Genomic DNA, 16,755 nt, shown 5'->3' with positions numbered 1-16,755 from the left:
TCAAAACAATCACCTGCTTCACTTCCCGCTGCCGCGTTGCGTTGTGCTCCGTGGCAGCGGATGCGTACTTTATAGATCGACCTTCGATCACGCAACCCTTTTCTGAAAAAGATTTCATTTTTTCTCAGGGCGCCTACGAAGTGCAGTAAAGGGATACCTATTCAGACAGAAGGAGGACGGCGAGACAGCGCCTTCCTGTTTCCCCCGGGCAGCTCGCGATCGTCATCCAGTGACATGGCGTAGCGCTCGGCGACCGTCTGCCTTGCAGCAATAACGTGGCGACGCATCAACTGTTCTGCAAGCTCTTCATCACCCGAAGCGATGGCATCCACGATACGGTGATGCTCTATAAAGGCGCGTTGGGGACGCCCTCCCCTTGCGCTATATTGCGTTCGATACAGCCGCACCAGGTAGTAGAGGTCATCACAAAGCGTCGTCATCAACATTCGATTGTGGCTACCGCGTACAATCAAATAATGAAAGTCGAGATCACCTTCACGCTGATAATAGGCTTCAGCCTGATCCAGATCGCCCTGCTCTTCATGCGCGACCAATACATCACGCAGTGCCTGGACTTCCTCTACTGTCATATGCCGCGCTGCCAGTCTGGCAGCCATGCTCTCCAGTGCCTCGCGCATATCAAAAAGCTCAAGCAGCTCACGCATGGACAGCTTGACGACTCTGGCGCCCACATGGGGCTCCCGCTCGATAAGCCGGTGTGCTTCCAGCCGTCGCATGGCCTCACGCAATGGTCCGCGCGAGATGCCATAGGCCTGGGCAAGGCCTGGCTCGGTAATCTTGCTGCCTGCCGGCAATTCACCCCGGACGATGGCATCCTGAAGCTGCTGAAAGACTCGCTCGGCGAGTGTCCGCGCTTCAAGAGGTATCTCACCGGAAGAAGTCGTTGAAGTCATGAGCATTGTCAACAATCAGGGAAACTCCATCACAGTACGACATACTGGTGCCAAAGACCAAAGTTCCCGCGTCATCCATACCCAAACAGGTAGCGCCTGCCATTGATCAGGCCTGTTAAACTGCCTGCTCCGTTAAAGCCTGCGATATATGACCATGTCTTCCGCTCAACTGCTGCTCCATCCCCTCCCCTACCGGGCTGATCCGGCTGTCTGGTTTGAAGGACTTCGCCATCGTCATGAGGCGATACTGCTTGATAGTGGCCGTCCTTATACGCAGTCCGGCCGCTTTGACATCATGAGCGCTGACCCGCTGGCCACCATCGAGATAGATGCTCAGGGACAGCATCACTGTACAAGACCGCTCTCGGCCGTCACGCCACTGGCCGCACAGCGTGAGCTTTTACAGCATCTTGAAACGATCCCCCCGGCAACTACCGATGAACTCCCCTTCGTTGGCGGCCTCATGGGCTACTGGAGCTATGATTTTGGAAGATTGCTCGAAAGACTGGAAAGCCGTGCAGTGGCGGATATCGATCTGCCACTGGCCAGACTTGGCCTCTACGACTGGGCCCTGATTCAGGATCATGACCTGGAGCGCAGCTATCTTGTCGCCACTGCCGAACGTCGTGATCAGGTGCTGGCATGGCTTGAACCTTCCCATGGCCGGCAGGGAACACCTTTTACCCTGACTTCGCCTTTCAGTGCCGATATCAATCGCGCCACTTATGGACAACGTTTTCAACAGGTCAGCGATTACCTTCACGCTGGAGACTGTTATCAGGTCAATCTGGCCCAGCGCTTTCAGGCGCGGTGTGAGGGTGACAGCTGGGAAGCGTATCGCCGTTTGCGCAATGCCACCCCTGCTCCCTTTGGTGCCTGGTTGTCCTGGCAGGGAGAAGATCACCGCGAACGCAGCATTCTGTCACTGTCTCCCGAACGCTTCCTGCATTTACAGGATCGTCAGTTGATCACCAGCCCCATCAAGGGAACACGGCCGCGCGGTCAGACAGCTCAGGAAGATCAACAGCTTGCCGATGAACTGCTCGGCAGCCTCAAGGATCGCACCGAAAACGTCATGATTGTGGATCTGCTGCGCAACGACCTTGGCCGGGTGTGCCGTGCAGGCACGGTAAGTGTGCCGGCGCTGGCTGCCCTTGAGAGCTACCGTAATGTCCATCATCTGGTCAGCACCATTACAGGTGAACTGGCACCAGGTCTTGATGCCATCGATGCCTTGGCAGCGGCCTTTCCCGGCGGTTCCATTACCGGCGCGCCGCGCATTCGTGCCATGGATATCATTGATGAGCTGGAAGGCACTCGGCGCGGGCCCTACTGCGGCAGTATCGGCTACATCGACCAGCGCGGTGATATGCATACCTCCATTGCCATTCGCACCCTGTTCCGGCAGGACGATACCCTTTATGTATGGGGGGGCGGCGGACTGGTTGCCGACTCTCATGAAGAAAGCGAATTCATCGAGACACTGGACAAGATTCGCCACCTGATGAAGGCACTGGCATAAACACGCCTGTACGCTCAGGCAGGCGATGTTTATGATTGATAACCATTCCAATCACCACGGGCATTCGTGCCCGCCGCACGAGAATGCCGATGAGCGCTGGTAGCTTTACATGACAGTCACCGCCCCCTCTACAGACACCAGTATCGAGCGATATCTTCAACGGCGGCGGCGTCACTACTGGCTATTGGCCATCACGGCAGTGCTGACGCTTTGCTCTTTGATAGCTGATGTAGCGACCGGCCCCGGTCAGTACGGGCTTGGCGATATTCTGCACGCCATTGTTTCACCCGACGACGCTCCGCGGGCCATTGCTGTCATCGTATGGGAGATACGCCTGCCGGTAGCGCTCATGGCCATCATGGTCGGCATGTCGCTGGCCAGCGCCGGGGCCGAAATGCAGACCATTCTTAACAACCCGCTGGCTGATCCCTTCACGCTGGGCATTTCGGCGGCGGCAAGCTTTGGTGCAGCACTTGCCATCGTACTGGGTGTATCGCTTTTTCCGGTCGCCAGCGAACTGCTGACCACCCTTAATGCCTTTATCATGGCCATGGTCGCTTCGCTTTTAATCTGGCTGGTCAGTCGCATGCGGGGGGTCAGTGTCCAGACGATGGTACTGATGGGTATTGCCCTGATGTTCTTTTTCAACGCCACGCTGGGCATCCTGCAATACGTGGCTTCAGCAGAGTCTCTTCAGCAGCTGATCTTCTGGTCACTGGGGTCACTGTCACGGGCCAGCTGGTCAAAAATCGGCATTGTTACCGCAGCGCTTCTGATCACGATGCCCATCTTCTTTTTCGCCGGCTGGCGACTGACGGCACTTCGCATGGGCGATCTGCAGGCTCGCGCGCTGGGCGTCAATGTGGGTCGTCTGCGACTGACCGTACTGCTTTGCAGCTCGTTGCTGGCTGCCACAGCCGTGGCGTTTGTCGGCATTATCGGATTTATCGGACTGGTAGGGCCTCATATCGCTCGCATGCTGGTCGGTGAGGACCAACGCGTTTTCCTGCCCATGTCAGCGCTGACAGGGGCGCTTTTAATGTCATTGACCTCGATTGTTTCCAAGACGCTGATTCCCGGTGTGCTGTTGCCCGTGGGCATTATCACGGCACTGATTGGACTGCCGTTCTTTGTCTCCCTGATCCTGAAAAGCCGGCGTGAGGTGTGGGGATGAGTCTCAAGGTTGAATCGCTGTCGGTACGCTTTGGGCGCACATTGATTCTGGATGACGTCAGCGGTCTAAAGGCGTGCCCGGGAGAGTTGACGGCTCTGATCGGGCCCAATGGAGCGGGCAAGTCCACACTATTGAAATCCATTGCCGGCATCGAGCGATCAACGGGTCTTGTCAGCCTTGATGACACTGTGCTGGATACGCTGGACATCGCCCGACGTGCCGGAAAAATCTATTACCTGCCCCAGGACATCACCTCCCGCGCAGCGCTCAGCGTATTTGAAGCCGTATTACTGGCGCGACGCACTACACACCAGACGGACCGGCAGCAGGATCTGAAGCGGGTGCAGCATACCCTGCAGACACTGGAACTTGAGCAATATGCCGAGCGTGACCTTGGCCAGCTTTCCGGGGGGCAGCGCCAGCGGGTTGCCATTGCCCAGGCGGTAGTGCGCGAACCACGCGTGCTCATGCTGGACGAGCCCACCAGTGCGCTGGATTTACACCATCAGTTACAGGTGCTTGAGTGGCTGGTGACCCTGGCCCGGGAGCAGCAGATGATCATTATCATCGCTATTCATGACCTGAGCCTGGCAGCACGTTTTTCACGCCACATGTGGCTGATGGGTACAGGTGGCAAGGTGCGCGCCGTAGGCCCGCCCGAGAAGGTGCTGACCGAGGAGCGTCTGCGCGAGGTCTATGCCATCAGGGCACATGTTGAATGGCCCGAAGGCGAGCCGCCACGCGTGACACCGCTGGCCGCCACGCGCCAGCTTGGCGCGCAAAATAGCCGACAGGACTTCTAAACTTTGAACCAAATGGTATTGGGGATGCGTTCAGGTGATTTGCTATCGTGCCTGCCATCTGCCCCTCCTGAAGGGCTATCTGCTACCGAAGACGGAGACATCACATGTCGCTGAATATCGATGAGATCAATGCAAGGCTGGGTAATGATCCTCAGGCATTGGTGGAGTGGGCGCTGTCGCTTGATAAACGCCCCATCTGCACCACCAACTTTCGCCCCTTCGAAGCCGTTATCCTGCATATGGTGACCCAGGTGCGTCCTGATGTTCCCATTGTCTGGATGGACTCCGGCTACAATACACCCGCGACCTATGCCTTTGCCGATGAGGTAAGCCAGAAACTCGGCCTCAACCGCATCATCTATCTGCCCCTGCGCTCGCGTGCTCACCGGGAAGCCGTGGAAGGGCCCACACCGGCACTCGATGATCCTCGTCATGAAGCATTCACCAGAGAGGTCAAGCTCGAGCCCTTTGAGCGTGCCCTGCGCGAGACAAATCCCGGTGTCTGGTTTACGGCACTGCGCGCCTCCGATACTGCCACCCGCGCACAGATGCAGCCGGTCAGCATCAATCAGGATGGTCTGATCAAGGTCGCGCCCGTACTGCACTGGAGCAGCAAGGACATGCACGACTATCTGGTCCAGCATGATCTGCCCAACAACTTTGACTATTTTGATCCAACCAAGGGTGAAGAAACCCGCGAATGTGGACTGCATCTGCAGCACTGACAAATATCGTCTCGAAGAAATAAAAAAGGCTCGCCAGATTGTCTGGCGAGCCTTTTTATATGGATGCAGCCATCCAGCTATCTGACGGGCAGCTCCATGTTTTCAAACAACGCATTTTCAGCATGCGGACTTGACTCCAGGGCCGCCTCGACCGTATCGCGGTCCAGATGGGCGGCAAACTCATGGATAAAATCAAACATGTAGTTACGCATGAAGGTACCGCGCCGAATGCCGATTCGGGTGACCGAGCTTTCAAACATGTGGCTGGCGTCGATGGCCACCAAGTCGTGATCCGCCACCGGGTCTACCGCCATATGAGCGACGATACCCACACCCAGCCCCAGCCGAACATAGGTCTTGATAACGTCGGAGTCTGCCGCCGTCAAAACCACATTGGGCGTGATACCGTGTGCCTTGAAGGCATCATCAAGCTGGGAGCGGCCGGTAAACCCGAAGGTATAGGTGACCAGCGGATGCTGCCCAAGCGCTTCAAGCGTCAGATGACGCGTTCCGGCCAGCGGATGATCCTTGGGTACCAGTACACATCGGTTCCAGCGATAACAGGGCAACAGAACCAGATCGTTGAATAGATCCAGTGATTCCGTGCAGATGGCAAAATCTGCCATGCCTTCACAGACCATCTGTGCGATCTGACGGGGCGTCCCCTGCTGCATGTGTAATGCAACGTCCGGGTAACGCTGGGTAAAGCCCCCGATAACAGCAGGCAAGGCATATCGTGCCTGGGTGTGAGTGGTAGCAATCGATAGGCTGCCCCGACGATCGTCACTGAATTCCTGCGCCACATGGCGGATATTGTCCACCTTGCGAAGCACTTCCCCCGCCAGCTCAACGATCGGTCGCCCGGCCGGGGTTATTCTCGTCAGATGTTTGCCGCTTCGCGCAAATATTTCGACCCCCAGCTCGTCTTCCAGCAAGCGTATCTGCTTGGAGATGCCAGGCTGAGAGGTGAAAAGACTCTGTGCTGTGGCAGACACATTCAGATTATGCCGGGAAACTTCCCAGATATAGCGAAGCTGCTGAAGTTTCAAGGCATTAACCTCCTGCAGGACGGGTCCGAAAACCGGGTAAAAAAGGACGAAAAATCGGCTGCTAATGCTATCAGGGTCTAAAATAATGAACAATCATTCCTTTTCAGAATAAAAGATTATCCCTAGATTCCTGCAGCGCAATGCTCTTGCCAATGCCATGGGATTTAGCATGTCACTTATCGATTTTCTACTTTATGTACTTGCCGGCGCGGGCGTCGGTATCGCGGTGGGACTCTCTGGCATCGGCGGTGGCTCACTGATGACCCCTATCCTGCTGGGTTTTGGATTTCCGCCCCACGTGGCCGTGGGCACGGATCTTTTGTACGCCGCCTTTACCAAGATCAGCGGCATCGCAAGCCATCAACGTCAGGGGCACATTGACTGGAAGGTCATGCTCCGTCTGACGGCCGGCAGTGTTCCTGCCGCGGTTGTGACGGTTTTTCTGCTCAACCGCTTTTTCACCGGCGCACATGACTACAGCGGGCTGATTACCACCACGCTTGGCATCATGCTGATCCTGACGGCCACGGTATTGATCTTCAAGACGCCCCTTCAGCGCTGGACCGGTCAGGGCGACCGCTGGGTCAATCGCCACGTTGTGCCACTGACGCTGGTAGCAGGGGTGGTGCTGGGCGTATGTGTCACGCTCTCTTCGGTAGGTGCCGGGGTCTTTGGTACTGCCGTATTGATGCTGCTGTATCCCTTCTTTGCGCCGGGTCGCATTGTGGGTACCGATATCGCTCACGCCGTTCCTCTGACACTTGTGGCCGGTGGCGGGCACCTGCTGCTGGGCAACGTTGACTTTGCCCTTTTGCTGGCACTACTCGTGGGTTCTGTACCGGCCATTCATCTGGGCGCCTGGCTTTCGAAGTATCTGCCGGAAAATCTGCTGCGTGGCATGCTGACACTGCTGCTGCTGACCATGGGGATTCGATACGCATTTTTTTGAACCAGCACCGGGGTTAATCGCTTTGCTCAATGACAACCATCGCAGAGACACATTTGCCTCACCCCCCGGTACCCGCTACCATCCCATGCATACAGCCTGTACATGTAATCACTGGAGTAAATCATGGCTAACAATGTTGACGTTACCAGCGCCAATTTCGACCAGGAAGTCATGCAGGCTGACAAGCCTGTACTGCTGAAGTTCTGGGCCCCGTGGTGCGGCCCCTGCAAGATGATGGCTCCGGTCATCGATGAGGTTGCAGAAGAGAAGTCAGGCGAGCTCAAGGTTGTCAGCATCAACGTTGACGATGCTCAGGATATCGCTGCTGAACAGGGTGTTCGTGGTGTTCCGACGGTCATGATGTTCAAAAATGGCACTAAGGTAGCTTCCTTGGTCGGTGCACAGTCCAAGACACAGCTGGTGCAGTTCATCGATCAGAACGCCTGATCCTGCATTACGGCTCTGCCAAAACGCTCCCCATCGGGGAGCGTTTTTTTATGTCTGTCTTAGATCCTGTCCGGTATCAGGTCTCATTAGAGCGGCTCAATCATCAGTCGGCATTCCTTCCCTGGCGCGCCGACGTCGTTCTCTATTGGGGCCCAGCAGTATCGACAGCCAGCGCGTATCGGGATGGCTATCGAGCAATATCTTGAGCGACATGGTCAGGGGAACAGACAGGAAAAGCCCTATTGGGCCGAAAAGCCAGCCCCAGAATACCAGTGACATGAAAGCTGCCAGAGTCGACATGCCCAGGGTCTGGCCCATGATGCGAGGCTCGATAAGATTGCCCAGCACAAAATTGATCATGACATAGGCACCGCTGAGAATGGCGGCCTTGACGGCTCCCCCATCCGGCATGATCAGGGTCAGAAGCACTGCCGGCACCGCTGCAATGATCGAGCCAATATTGGGAATAAAATTGAGGAAAAAGCCCAGCACTCCCCACAGCAGGGCAAACTCGACCTGGAGTATCAGACAGCAGGCAGCAATGAGCGAGCCGGTAATGGCGCTGATAACCGTTTTGACCAGCAGGTAGCGCTGCAGGGTTCTGGAAAACTGCGTAAAACGTGCAAGACTGCCGTGAGGCTGCTGAATGGCCTGGGAAAGCTTGTAGGGGAAGTCCAGCGTTTCATACAGAATAAAGATGATCAAAATGACAATGATGCCAAGCTGGGTAATGAAATTGCCAATACCGCCTAGAAGCGACGGCAGGGAATTCATGAGCATGCCGGGATCCAGATTATCCTGCATTGCTCTGACATCAAATGGCAGTCCCAGCGCATCAAACCACTGCAAAAGACCCGTATAGTGCTCTCTCAGGGACTGTTCGAGCTCAGGCAACTGATTGACCAGATCACCCAGGCGCGCCGTGACCAGCCAGATCAGTAGTGCACTGGCCAGGGCCACGACCAACAACACGCAAAGAATGGACAGATTGACGCTCACACCACGCCCGTGCAGCCATTTGACCGGCCGAGAGCACAGGATGGCAATAAACAGTGATAAAAGCACTGGAATGAAAAGGCCGGCACCCAGCTTGAGACCCGTGACAATAATGACCAGAGAAGCAAAGGTCAGCATGAGGTGATAGGGAAAATGATGCTGGTCCTGCTCGGGGTCGTGCTTCATGTCAGCCTCTCAGATACCGATATCGGACATTACAACGGTCTATACCGGAAGCGCAGTGCGCGTTTCAGGATGTCACCTTCCCGGCACGTGCAAGCGGGGCCAGTACACGCAACAGCGTATTGGCGCAAAGGCTTGCGCCCACCATGCCCAATACCATCGGCCAGATACTCTGTATCTGAAGCCCACTGACCAGTGCACCAGCAAGTCCTCCGGCCGTAAACTGCAAACTGCCCAGTACGGCGCTGGCCGTGGCACTCATGCCGGGGAAGTGATCCAGCATGGAAGAGGCGGCATTGGGCGAAATGAGGCCGTTGACACCAACAAAGAACATCACCAGCAGCACTATCCACCATAGCGTATCCAGCCCCGCAAGTACCGACAGTACGATCAGTACACCCGCTCCCAGCTGAATGCCAAGTCCCAGCCTGAGAAGCTGCTGAGGTGAATATCGGGACAACAGTCGTATGTTCAGGCGGTTGGAAAGTGCCATCACAATGATATTGGCACCAAAGACAAACGGGTAAAGCTGACTGGATACGCCGTAATACTCCATATAGGCATATGGAGAACTGGTAATAAAGCAGAACATACCGGCAAATGAAAATGATACGGCCGCAATATAGCCCATTGCCTCACGATGTCTGAGCACTTGCACGTAATTACGCATTACCTGCCCGGCCCCCGGCGGCACCTGATGATCGGGCGCACGGGTTTCAGGCAGATGATGGGCTATGAGATAAAACAGCGCAGCGCCATAGAGCGCGAGAAACAAAAAGATGGCCCACCAGTCGGCAAGCCCCAGCAACACGCTCCCGACGGCTGGCGCAACAAGAGGTGCCAGCATCAGGATCATGACCATCGTCGAGAGCACGCGCGCGGCTTCCCGCCCTGAAAAGCAATCACGCACGATGGCCGCCGAGTTGACCACACAGGCCCCGCCACCCAGCGCCTGTAAAAAACGCAATATCATGAGCGACCGAAAGGTATCTATCTGTGTCAGCAGCAGACTGGCCAGTGTGAAGGTAATGATTCCTCCCAACAGTACCGGCTTGCGCCCCACCCGATCTGACAGGGGGCCAAAAATCAGCTGTCCCAGCGCCATGCCCAGCAAGAAGATACTGATCGACAGCTCGGTCAGATGAATGTTGGCATCAATATGCAGGGCAAGGGCAGGAATGGCAGGCAGGTAGGCATCGATGGCAAAGGGCGCCAGGGCCGTATTGGCGGCAACCAGAAAGGCCAGACGTCTGGCCCCGATAATAGGCAAGTCATTCTCCAGATCAGACCGTGAGCGTTGTGTGATCTCCGGATAGGCACACGACCGTCACGATCAGTGCTCTCGCTGGGCTTCCAGCAGATCGATCAGCGGCTGAAACTCGATTCGGTTCTGCTCGCTCATCGCCGCCAGGGTGCGGTGTGCTTCAAGGATTCGTGCGCGCAGCTCTTCCTCGCTGCTTTCCATGGCCGGTATATCGCTGAAAAACGCAGGCTCTGACCATGGCATATCAATAATAGTGACATATTTCTGAAGCCCCATGACATCAAGCATGCGTCTGACATCAGGGTGATCAACGGCCACCAGCGGCTGGCCGGGAATGCGATGGCGCACGGCCAGCGCGATCTTGGCAAGAAAGCCCAGTGCCGTGGAATCCATGTTGATGACCTGGCGCAGATCGATGACGACACGCTCAAGCCCCGGCAGCTCCGCCAGCGGCTGTACCTGCTGGTCCAGGGTGGCACACAGTGTCAGGCGCACGTCGCCGGCCAGTCTGAGCACAAAGGTGCCCTTTTCGAAAGCCGCCTGAAGTCGTCCTTCATCCATCGTTGAAACCGCTCAGGGTAAGAAAGGTAATGTCATCCGGTAATGCATCGGACAGGGCCAGTGATGATTTCAGATCACTGATGCTCTGTGCATTGCCGATATGCTCGCACAGCGCAGAAAGTCGCTCTTCAAGATTATTTCCCGGCAGGCAGTCAAAGACACCATCCGAACAGAGCCAGAGCCGAAAATCCTCCGGCAGTTCACAATGATAGGTCGGGTATTCAACGTCCGGGAAAAGCCCGACGGCGGGCCCCTCGCCCTTGAGCTGACGCACACCGCCCCGAGTAGCCAGAATCGGCATGGGCATCTGCGCGCCCAGCGAATAATGCAGCATACGGGTATGGCAGTCGATGACACCCACCACGATGGCGGCATGCTTGCCGATACCGGTATCCAGCAGTTCCCGATTGAGCCGGGCCAGCCATCGCGCAGGCAAATTTTCCGGCAGGCGCGCATTCCAGCGCGACAGCCAGCGCTGAAAAAGTGCCTTCAAGAGTACCGTGACAAAGGCAGAAGAAGCGCCATGCCCCGCTACATCGGCAAAACAGAACAGGACGTGCCGATCACCATGGGCCTGATAGTCAAGAAAGTCTCCCGACAGATAAAGCGAAGGCGCCATCCAGTAATCACCTTCGATACCGTTGAGTCGGGTACACGGCATGGGCTGCAATCGCCGCTGAATCTGTCCCCCGGCCTGAAGATCGGTACGCAGCGTACACAGATGCGTCTGAAGCTGCTCGTTGAGCTGTTCCAGGCGATCCCGATCACGCAGCGTTGAGACCTGCAGACGGCGATAATCCAGCGCACGCAACATGAGGTGCATCAAAAGCTCCTCCTGCCCGACCGGATCCACCACGTAATCGAGGATGCCCGCCTCCACCGCTGCCAGCAGGTCACGGCTGTCGCGCGTCTGGCTGACCACGACGGTAGGCAGGCGTTTTACCAGCGACGCCCAGCATGATACCGGCACGATATCCGCGTGCACGATCAGACCATCCAGAACCTCGGGCAACGCCTCGATATTGTCAGCAACCAGCAATACGAACCGGTCGCACGCTGACAACGCCTGATAAAGCGCGTCACGACGCGCTCCCGGCTTATCGACAAGCGCTATCCTATCTACATTGACAGGCATGAACGCTTTTCCGCCATGGTCGTTCGAAGGATTTATTCTGCAAAGTCACTGTCATCGAATTCAAGATCATCACTGCCGAAGGGATCCTCACCGGCACGGCCATCATTGATCAAAAATTCCCGGCGCTGCAGGTAGGCATCGCGAATGAACGAGTAGCGATCCCCTCGGATCAACTGCTCCTGACCCAGCAGCGAGGCGCGCGTGTCCACCAGATTGATAAAGCGCACGCTCCAGCGGGTGACGTCATGGTCGATATAGGTAACCGGATCGGTATACCAGTCTACCGGCAGACCAGCCGTATCACGCACCGTGCTTGGCCCCAAGAAAGGCAGTACCAGATAAGGCCCTGAACCGACACCCCAGGTGGCCAGTGTCTGACCGAAGTCCTCATCATGCCGCTCGATCCCCATGCGCGATGCCGGATCAAGAAAGCCGCCAAGCCCCAGCGTGGTATTGATCAAAAGACGCCCGATCGAGGTACCTGCATTGGTCAGCTTCCACTGCAGCAGACTGTTGAAGGAGTTGCTGACTTCGCCAAGGTTGGAAAAGAAATTGCCGACCCCTTCCTGAACGGGCTCGGGCGTGACGTAGTCATACCCCTGCGCGACAGGCTTGAGCGCGTAGCGATCCAGCGTATCGTTGAAGGAATACACGCCACGGTTAAAGCCCTCCCACGGATCCTGGGGGTTGCTGTCCTGTGTCTGCGCACCGGCACATCCTGCCAGCGTGGCACAGGTAAAGGTTGCCGCGGCAATATTCGTCCATGTTTTCATTCGTTCACCTTGCCCCTTGTTGTCTGCAGCGCGCGCGGCAACTGCATCATATTCTACTGCGGCAACCACTTGCCTTGCTGCATCCACTGCGCTCTGATTTCAATAGCGCGCAAAGAATCCAAACGCCGCATTGTCAGCCGATTTCAGGTCACTGTACAGCCCAGCGGTCATCAGTCCAGAGTCAGGAAGCCGTGAGCTCCTGCCACTGACGCTCCAGACGCTTGGTCGATACCGGCGCCTGTGTTCCCAACTGCTGAGCAAACAGCGATACTCGCAACTCTTCAAGCCACCAGCCAAACGTTTCAAGCGTCTGATCCTGGGCTGACATGGCTCCATTCCTGCGCCGCCTTTCCTCAAGCCGGCGCTGAAAATCGTTGACCTCCTCCATGGCCAGCTGATCACGACGCACCTCTCGAGGCGCCTTTTCAAGCCGGATCAAGGCGGCTTCCATATAGCGTGGGTAGTGCGTCAGCCACTCTCCGGCAGCGCTGATAAAGCCGGGATGGATCAAACGCTGCATCTGGGCACGCACATCGCTCCAGCTCAGGGCGAGATTAAAACTCACGCGTCCCTTGAGCGCCTTGCTGACCTCAAGATGACGCTTGAGAATGCGCTCCAGCAGTGCCACGAGCGTCTCGGCCGTTTCATGCAGCCGCGCGCGCTCACCATCAAGACGCGCCTCAAACGCCGCCTCATCACGTGGTAGCGGATCAAAGGCAAAGACCCTTAAAAACACGGCTTCAATGAAATCATCCACCAGATCCCGTCGGGTACCCACATTGGCATAAAGCAGCACACAGCGCTCAAGACCGGGCAGGTCGCGCGCCAGAAAACGAACCTGATCCGGCAGGCGGCGCATGGCCAGTCGCTTGATGCCATGGCGATGCTGCTCGTGCGCCTTGTCGGGATGATCAAAAAGCGTCACTCCCAGCGTGTCACCCTCATCCACCAGTGCCGGCCAGGCCTCGACACGGATGCCGGCCTGATCACGCACGTGAGACTGCGGCAGCTCGCCGGCCGGAAACTGCGTCAGGCCCTGCTGGGACAGCGCATCCCCGGCCATGGCTTTCGTGCCGGCCTCGGCTTCCCGCTCGAAACGCTCGATCAGGGCATTCAGATCGCGCCCTTCTCCCAGCACATGACCGTCATGGTTTACCACGCGGATATTCATGATCAGATGCACCGGCAGCTGCTCCGGTCGCCACTCGTCGGCAGAGAGCCGAATGCCCGTTTTCTGACGCAAGAACTCTGCCAGCGCCGAGGTCAGCGATACATTGCCGGGCGTCAGTGCTGAAAGCGCTGCATCCGCCCAATCCGGAATCGGCACCACCTGCCGGCGATACTGCTTGGGCAGTGATTTCATCAGCGCGATCACCTTGTCGCGGCGAAGCCCTGGCACCAGCCACTCCAGCCGCTCACCCGGCAGGGTCGACAGCATGGAAGCCGGCACCGTGATGGTTACTCCATCATCCGGCTCACCAGGTGCAAAGTGATAGGAGAGCGGATAACGAATACCACCGCCCTGATAGCTCAGCTCGAGCGTATCGGGATACTGCTCGATGGTGACCTCGCTGGCTTCACGCGCCAGCAGCGTCTCCATATCAAGAAACAGAATATTGCCATCGTGCTGTTCGCTATGGCGCCGCCAGTGCTCGAAACTCTTGCCGTTGTATATATCGGCCGGAAGGCGCGCATCATAAAACTCAAACAGCGTTTGTTCATCCACCAGAATGTCGCGGCGGCGTGCGCGATCCTCGAGATCCTCGACTTCCTCGATCAGCGCCCGGTTGTGCTCGAAAAATGCCCCCTTCGTCTGGAACTGCCCCTCCACCAGCGCATGACGGATAAAGAGCTCGCGCGACTCCTGAGGCGCAATGGGCCCGTAATGCACCTTGCGCCGGGCCACAATGGGCAGACCAAACAGGGTGACCTGTTCATAAGCCACGACCTGAGCACGCTTCATTTCCCAGTGCGGCTCGCTGTAGCTGCGTTTGGTCAGATGTGCTGCCAGCGGCTCGATCCACTCCGGGCGGATGGCAGCCACCTGTCGGGCAAACAGACGCGTGGTCTCGACCATTTCACCGGCCATGATCCACTTGGGCGTACGCTTTGAAAGCCCGGACCCCGGATGGATCATGAACTTGCGGTTGCGCGCCCCCAGATATTCCCGCGGCTCCTTGTCCGAGCCGGCGTGCAGCCCCAGATTGGATAAAAGTCCGGTCAGAAGCGCCTGATGCAGTCGGGCAATATCTGGCTCCCCTTCGTTTTCCACCAGCGCCAGCTCACGAGTCAGCTGCTTGAGCTGGCGGTAGGTATCATGCCATTCGCGCAGACGCAGATAGCTCAGGTAGTTATCGCGACACCAGCGCCGCAGCTGGTTGCCCGAAAGCTCGGCGCGACTGGCCTCAAAGCCCTGCCACAGATTGATCCAAGCCGTGAAATCGGAATCCTTGTCCAGCCACTGGCGATGCTTCTGATCGGCCGCCTCGCGCTTGTCGGCCGGACGCTCACGCGGGTCCTGGATGGAGAGCGCGCTGACCACGATCAGTGTCTCGCGCAGGCTGCCAAACTCACTGGCCGCCAGCACCATGCGGGCCAGTCGTGGGTCGATCGGCAGGCGTGCCAGCTGGCAACCGGTTTTGGTCAGATGCTGACGCTCATCCACGGCGCCGAGCTCGAAAAGCAGTCGAAAGCCATCCTTGATAAAGCGACTGTCCGGCACATCCACAAAGGGAAACTTGCCGATATCTCCCAGCCCGAGTGACAGCATGGAGAGAATGACCGAGGCCAGGTTGGTACGCTGGATTTCGGGTTCGGTATAGGCCGAACGCGATAGATAGTCCTCTTCGCTGTAGAGGCGAATGCACACGCCCTCGGCAATACGACCACAGCGTCCACGGCGCTGATCGGCACTGGCCTGGCTGATCGGCTCGATCGGCAGGCGCTGTACCTTGGCGCGATAGCTGTAGCGGCTGATGCGCACCAGCCCCGGGTCAACCACGTAACGAATGCCGGGCACGGTCAGCGACGTTTCCGCCACGTTGGTGGAAAGCACGATACGCCGCCCCGTGTGCGGAGCGAAAACGCGGTTTTGCTCACTGTTGGAAAGGCGCGCATACAGCGGCAGCACTTCCGTATCACGCAGTTCAAGCCGCCGCAGCGTATCGGCCGTCTCACGGATTTCGCGCTCGCCGGGCAGAAAGATCAGAATATCGCGCGGTCCGGTGTACCAGCGCTTTTCGCGCTCGATACGGCTGATCTCCTCGACGGCCGCCACGATGCCTTCCTGCAGTGTCTGGTCCTCTTCCTCGCGCTCATCACGTACCAGCGGACGGTAGTGCGTTTCCACGGGATAGGTACGCCCGGAAACCTCGATCACCGGCGCCGGTGTGACGGTGCCATCATCATGATGTTGACCGAAGTGGCGCGAGAAGCGATCCACATCGATGGTGGCAGAGGTAATGATGACCTTGAGATCAGGGCGCTCCGCCAGCAGACGCTTGAGATACCCCATCAGGAAATCAATGTTGAGACTGCGCTCGTGTGCCTCATCAATGATGATGGCGTCATAGCGTAAAAGCTGCGGATCATGCTGGGTTTCGGCCAGCAGGATACCGTCGGTCATCAGCTTGACCCGGGTGGTCGGGTCGGTCTGATCGGTAAAGCGCACCTGATAACCGATGGCGCCGCCCAGCGAGGTGCTCGTTTCCTGCGCCAGTCGCTGCGCCACGCTGCGTGCTGCCAGCCGGCGTGGCTGGGTATGGCCGATCAGGCCACGAACGCCAAGCCCCAGCTCCAGACATATCTTGGGCAACTGGGTGGTCTTGCCGGAACCGGTCTCGCCGGCCACGACCACAACCTGATGATCACGAATGGCCTTTAAAATATCGTCGCGACGCTCGGCGACCGGCAGTTCCGGCGGATATTCAAGCGTGACCGGCTGATCGCGACGCCGTTTGACCAGTTCTGTCGAGCGCGTCAGCCGGGCATTGATATCCTTCAGGGCCTTATCCACGGGCTGGCCGCGCCGAATGCGGCCGGCCAGACGTTCCAGCCGCTGTCCCTGCGTCATGGCATCGCTGATCAGCGCGTCATCGAGGCGGCGACGCAGGGATGCAAGCGCCTCCTGCGCCGACTCACCGGAGTAAGTCACGTTATCGCTCAAGGTACCCTCTGGACTTTTGAAACCGCCGAGGCGGTGGTGACAACGGTCATGGTGCTGCCATGACCGTCTGAGAGAAAGGTGTTTCAGATACTGAT

At 57.5% G+C, this 16,755-nt stretch carries 14 protein-coding genes; 6 read left to right on the top strand and 8 right to left on the bottom strand.

Translation table 11 applies throughout. The annotated features are described in order from the left end of the window. Positions 1-161 precede the first annotated feature (161 nt). Positions 162-914, bottom strand: a complete 753-nt coding sequence (locus IE123_RS13570) for a GntR family transcriptional regulator (RefSeq protein WP_189519067.1) — start codon at positions 912-914, stop codon at positions 162-164. A 154-nt stretch (positions 915-1,068) separates the two neighbouring features. Here IE123_RS13570 and pabB point away from each other — a divergent pair, with 154 nt between their 5' ends. From pabB to IE123_RS13550, 4 genes are all read left to right on the top strand, one after another. Then, positions 1,069-2,436, top strand: coding sequence for an aminodeoxychorismate synthase component I (pabB, locus tag IE123_RS13565; protein WP_189519065.1), 1,368 nt, complete (start codon positions 1,069-1,071; stop codon positions 2,434-2,436). 109 nt (positions 2,437-2,545) lie between these two features. Further along, positions 2,546-3,610 (top strand): FecCD family ABC transporter permease, encoded by a 1,065-nt coding sequence (locus tag IE123_RS13560; protein ID WP_189519063.1) that lies wholly within the window; start codon positions 2,546-2,548, stop codon positions 3,608-3,610. Then, entirely contained in the window at positions 3,607-4,413 is an 807-nt protein-coding gene (locus IE123_RS13555; protein ID WP_189519061.1) for an ABC transporter ATP-binding protein, read from the top strand. Before IE123_RS13560 ends, IE123_RS13555 begins: the two co-directional genes overlap by 4 nt. A 104-nt stretch (positions 4,414-4,517) precedes the next feature. Beyond that, positions 4,518-5,138 carry a phosphoadenosine phosphosulfate reductase domain-containing protein gene (locus IE123_RS13550; protein ID WP_189519060.1) on the top strand — a complete coding sequence of 207 codons (621 nt, stop codon included), beginning with the start codon at positions 4,518-4,520 and terminating at the stop codon, positions 5,136-5,138. Positions 5,139-5,215: 77 nt separating this feature from the next. Here the strand turns inward: IE123_RS13550 and cysB are convergent, their stop codons facing one another. Further along, positions 5,216-6,187 (bottom strand): HTH-type transcriptional regulator CysB, encoded by a 972-nt coding sequence (gene cysB / locus IE123_RS13545; protein WP_189519058.1) that lies wholly within the window; start codon positions 6,185-6,187, stop codon positions 5,216-5,218. Between the two features lie 169 nt (positions 6,188-6,356). Here cysB and IE123_RS13540 point away from each other — a divergent pair, with 169 nt between their 5' ends. Both IE123_RS13540 and trxA read left to right on the top strand, forming a co-directional pair. Next, complete coding sequence (locus IE123_RS13540) at positions 6,357-7,136, top strand: sulfite exporter TauE/SafE family protein (protein ID WP_308430226.1); 780 nt, start codon at positions 6,357-6,359, stop codon at positions 7,134-7,136. A gap of 123 nt (positions 7,137-7,259) precedes the next feature. Continuing rightward, entirely contained in the window at positions 7,260-7,583 is a 324-nt protein-coding gene (gene trxA, locus IE123_RS13535) for a thioredoxin (RefSeq protein ID WP_189519050.1), read from the top strand. Positions 7,584-7,679: 96 nt separating this feature from the next. Here trxA and IE123_RS13530 read toward each other — a convergent pair whose 3' ends face one another. The 6 genes from IE123_RS13530 to hrpA all read right to left on the bottom strand — a co-directional run bounded on the left by IE123_RS13530 (position 7,680) and on the right by hrpA (position 16,660). Continuing rightward, entirely contained in the window at positions 7,680-8,765 is a 1,086-nt protein-coding gene (locus IE123_RS13530; RefSeq protein ID WP_189519048.1) for an AI-2E family transporter, read from the bottom strand. A 64-nt stretch (positions 8,766-8,829) separates the two neighbouring features. Beyond that, on the bottom strand, positions 8,830-10,032 hold the full coding sequence (locus tag IE123_RS13525) for a Bcr/CflA family multidrug efflux MFS transporter (protein WP_189519046.1): 1,203 nt from the start codon (positions 10,030-10,032) through the stop codon (positions 8,830-8,832). Positions 10,033-10,095: 63 nt separating this feature from the next. Further along, entirely contained in the window at positions 10,096-10,587 is a 492-nt protein-coding gene (locus IE123_RS13520; protein ID WP_189519044.1) for an STAS domain-containing protein, read from the bottom strand. Then, on the bottom strand, positions 10,580-11,722 hold the full coding sequence (locus tag IE123_RS13515) for a PP2C family protein-serine/threonine phosphatase (protein ID WP_189519042.1): 1,143 nt from the start codon (positions 11,720-11,722) through the stop codon (positions 10,580-10,582). Before IE123_RS13515 ends, IE123_RS13520 begins: the two co-directional genes overlap by 8 nt. A gap of 32 nt (positions 11,723-11,754) precedes the next feature. After that, positions 11,755-12,495: an MlaA family lipoprotein gene (locus IE123_RS13510; protein ID WP_189519041.1), complete on the bottom strand. Its 741-nt coding sequence runs from the start codon at positions 12,493-12,495 to the stop codon at positions 11,755-11,757. A 181-nt stretch (positions 12,496-12,676) separates the two neighbouring features. Continuing rightward, positions 12,677-16,660: an ATP-dependent RNA helicase HrpA gene (gene hrpA, locus IE123_RS13505; RefSeq protein ID WP_189519039.1), complete on the bottom strand. Its 3,984-nt coding sequence runs from the start codon at positions 16,658-16,660 to the stop codon at positions 12,677-12,679. Positions 16,661-16,755 lie beyond the last annotated feature (95 nt).

Source organism: Kushneria pakistanensis (genome assembly GCF_014652795.1).
Taxonomy (GTDB): domain Bacteria; phylum Pseudomonadota; class Gammaproteobacteria; order Pseudomonadales; family Halomonadaceae; genus Kushneria; species Kushneria pakistanensis.
Note: the sequence above shows the minus strand (reverse complement) of the source record. Positions and strands in the feature narration are given on the sequence as shown.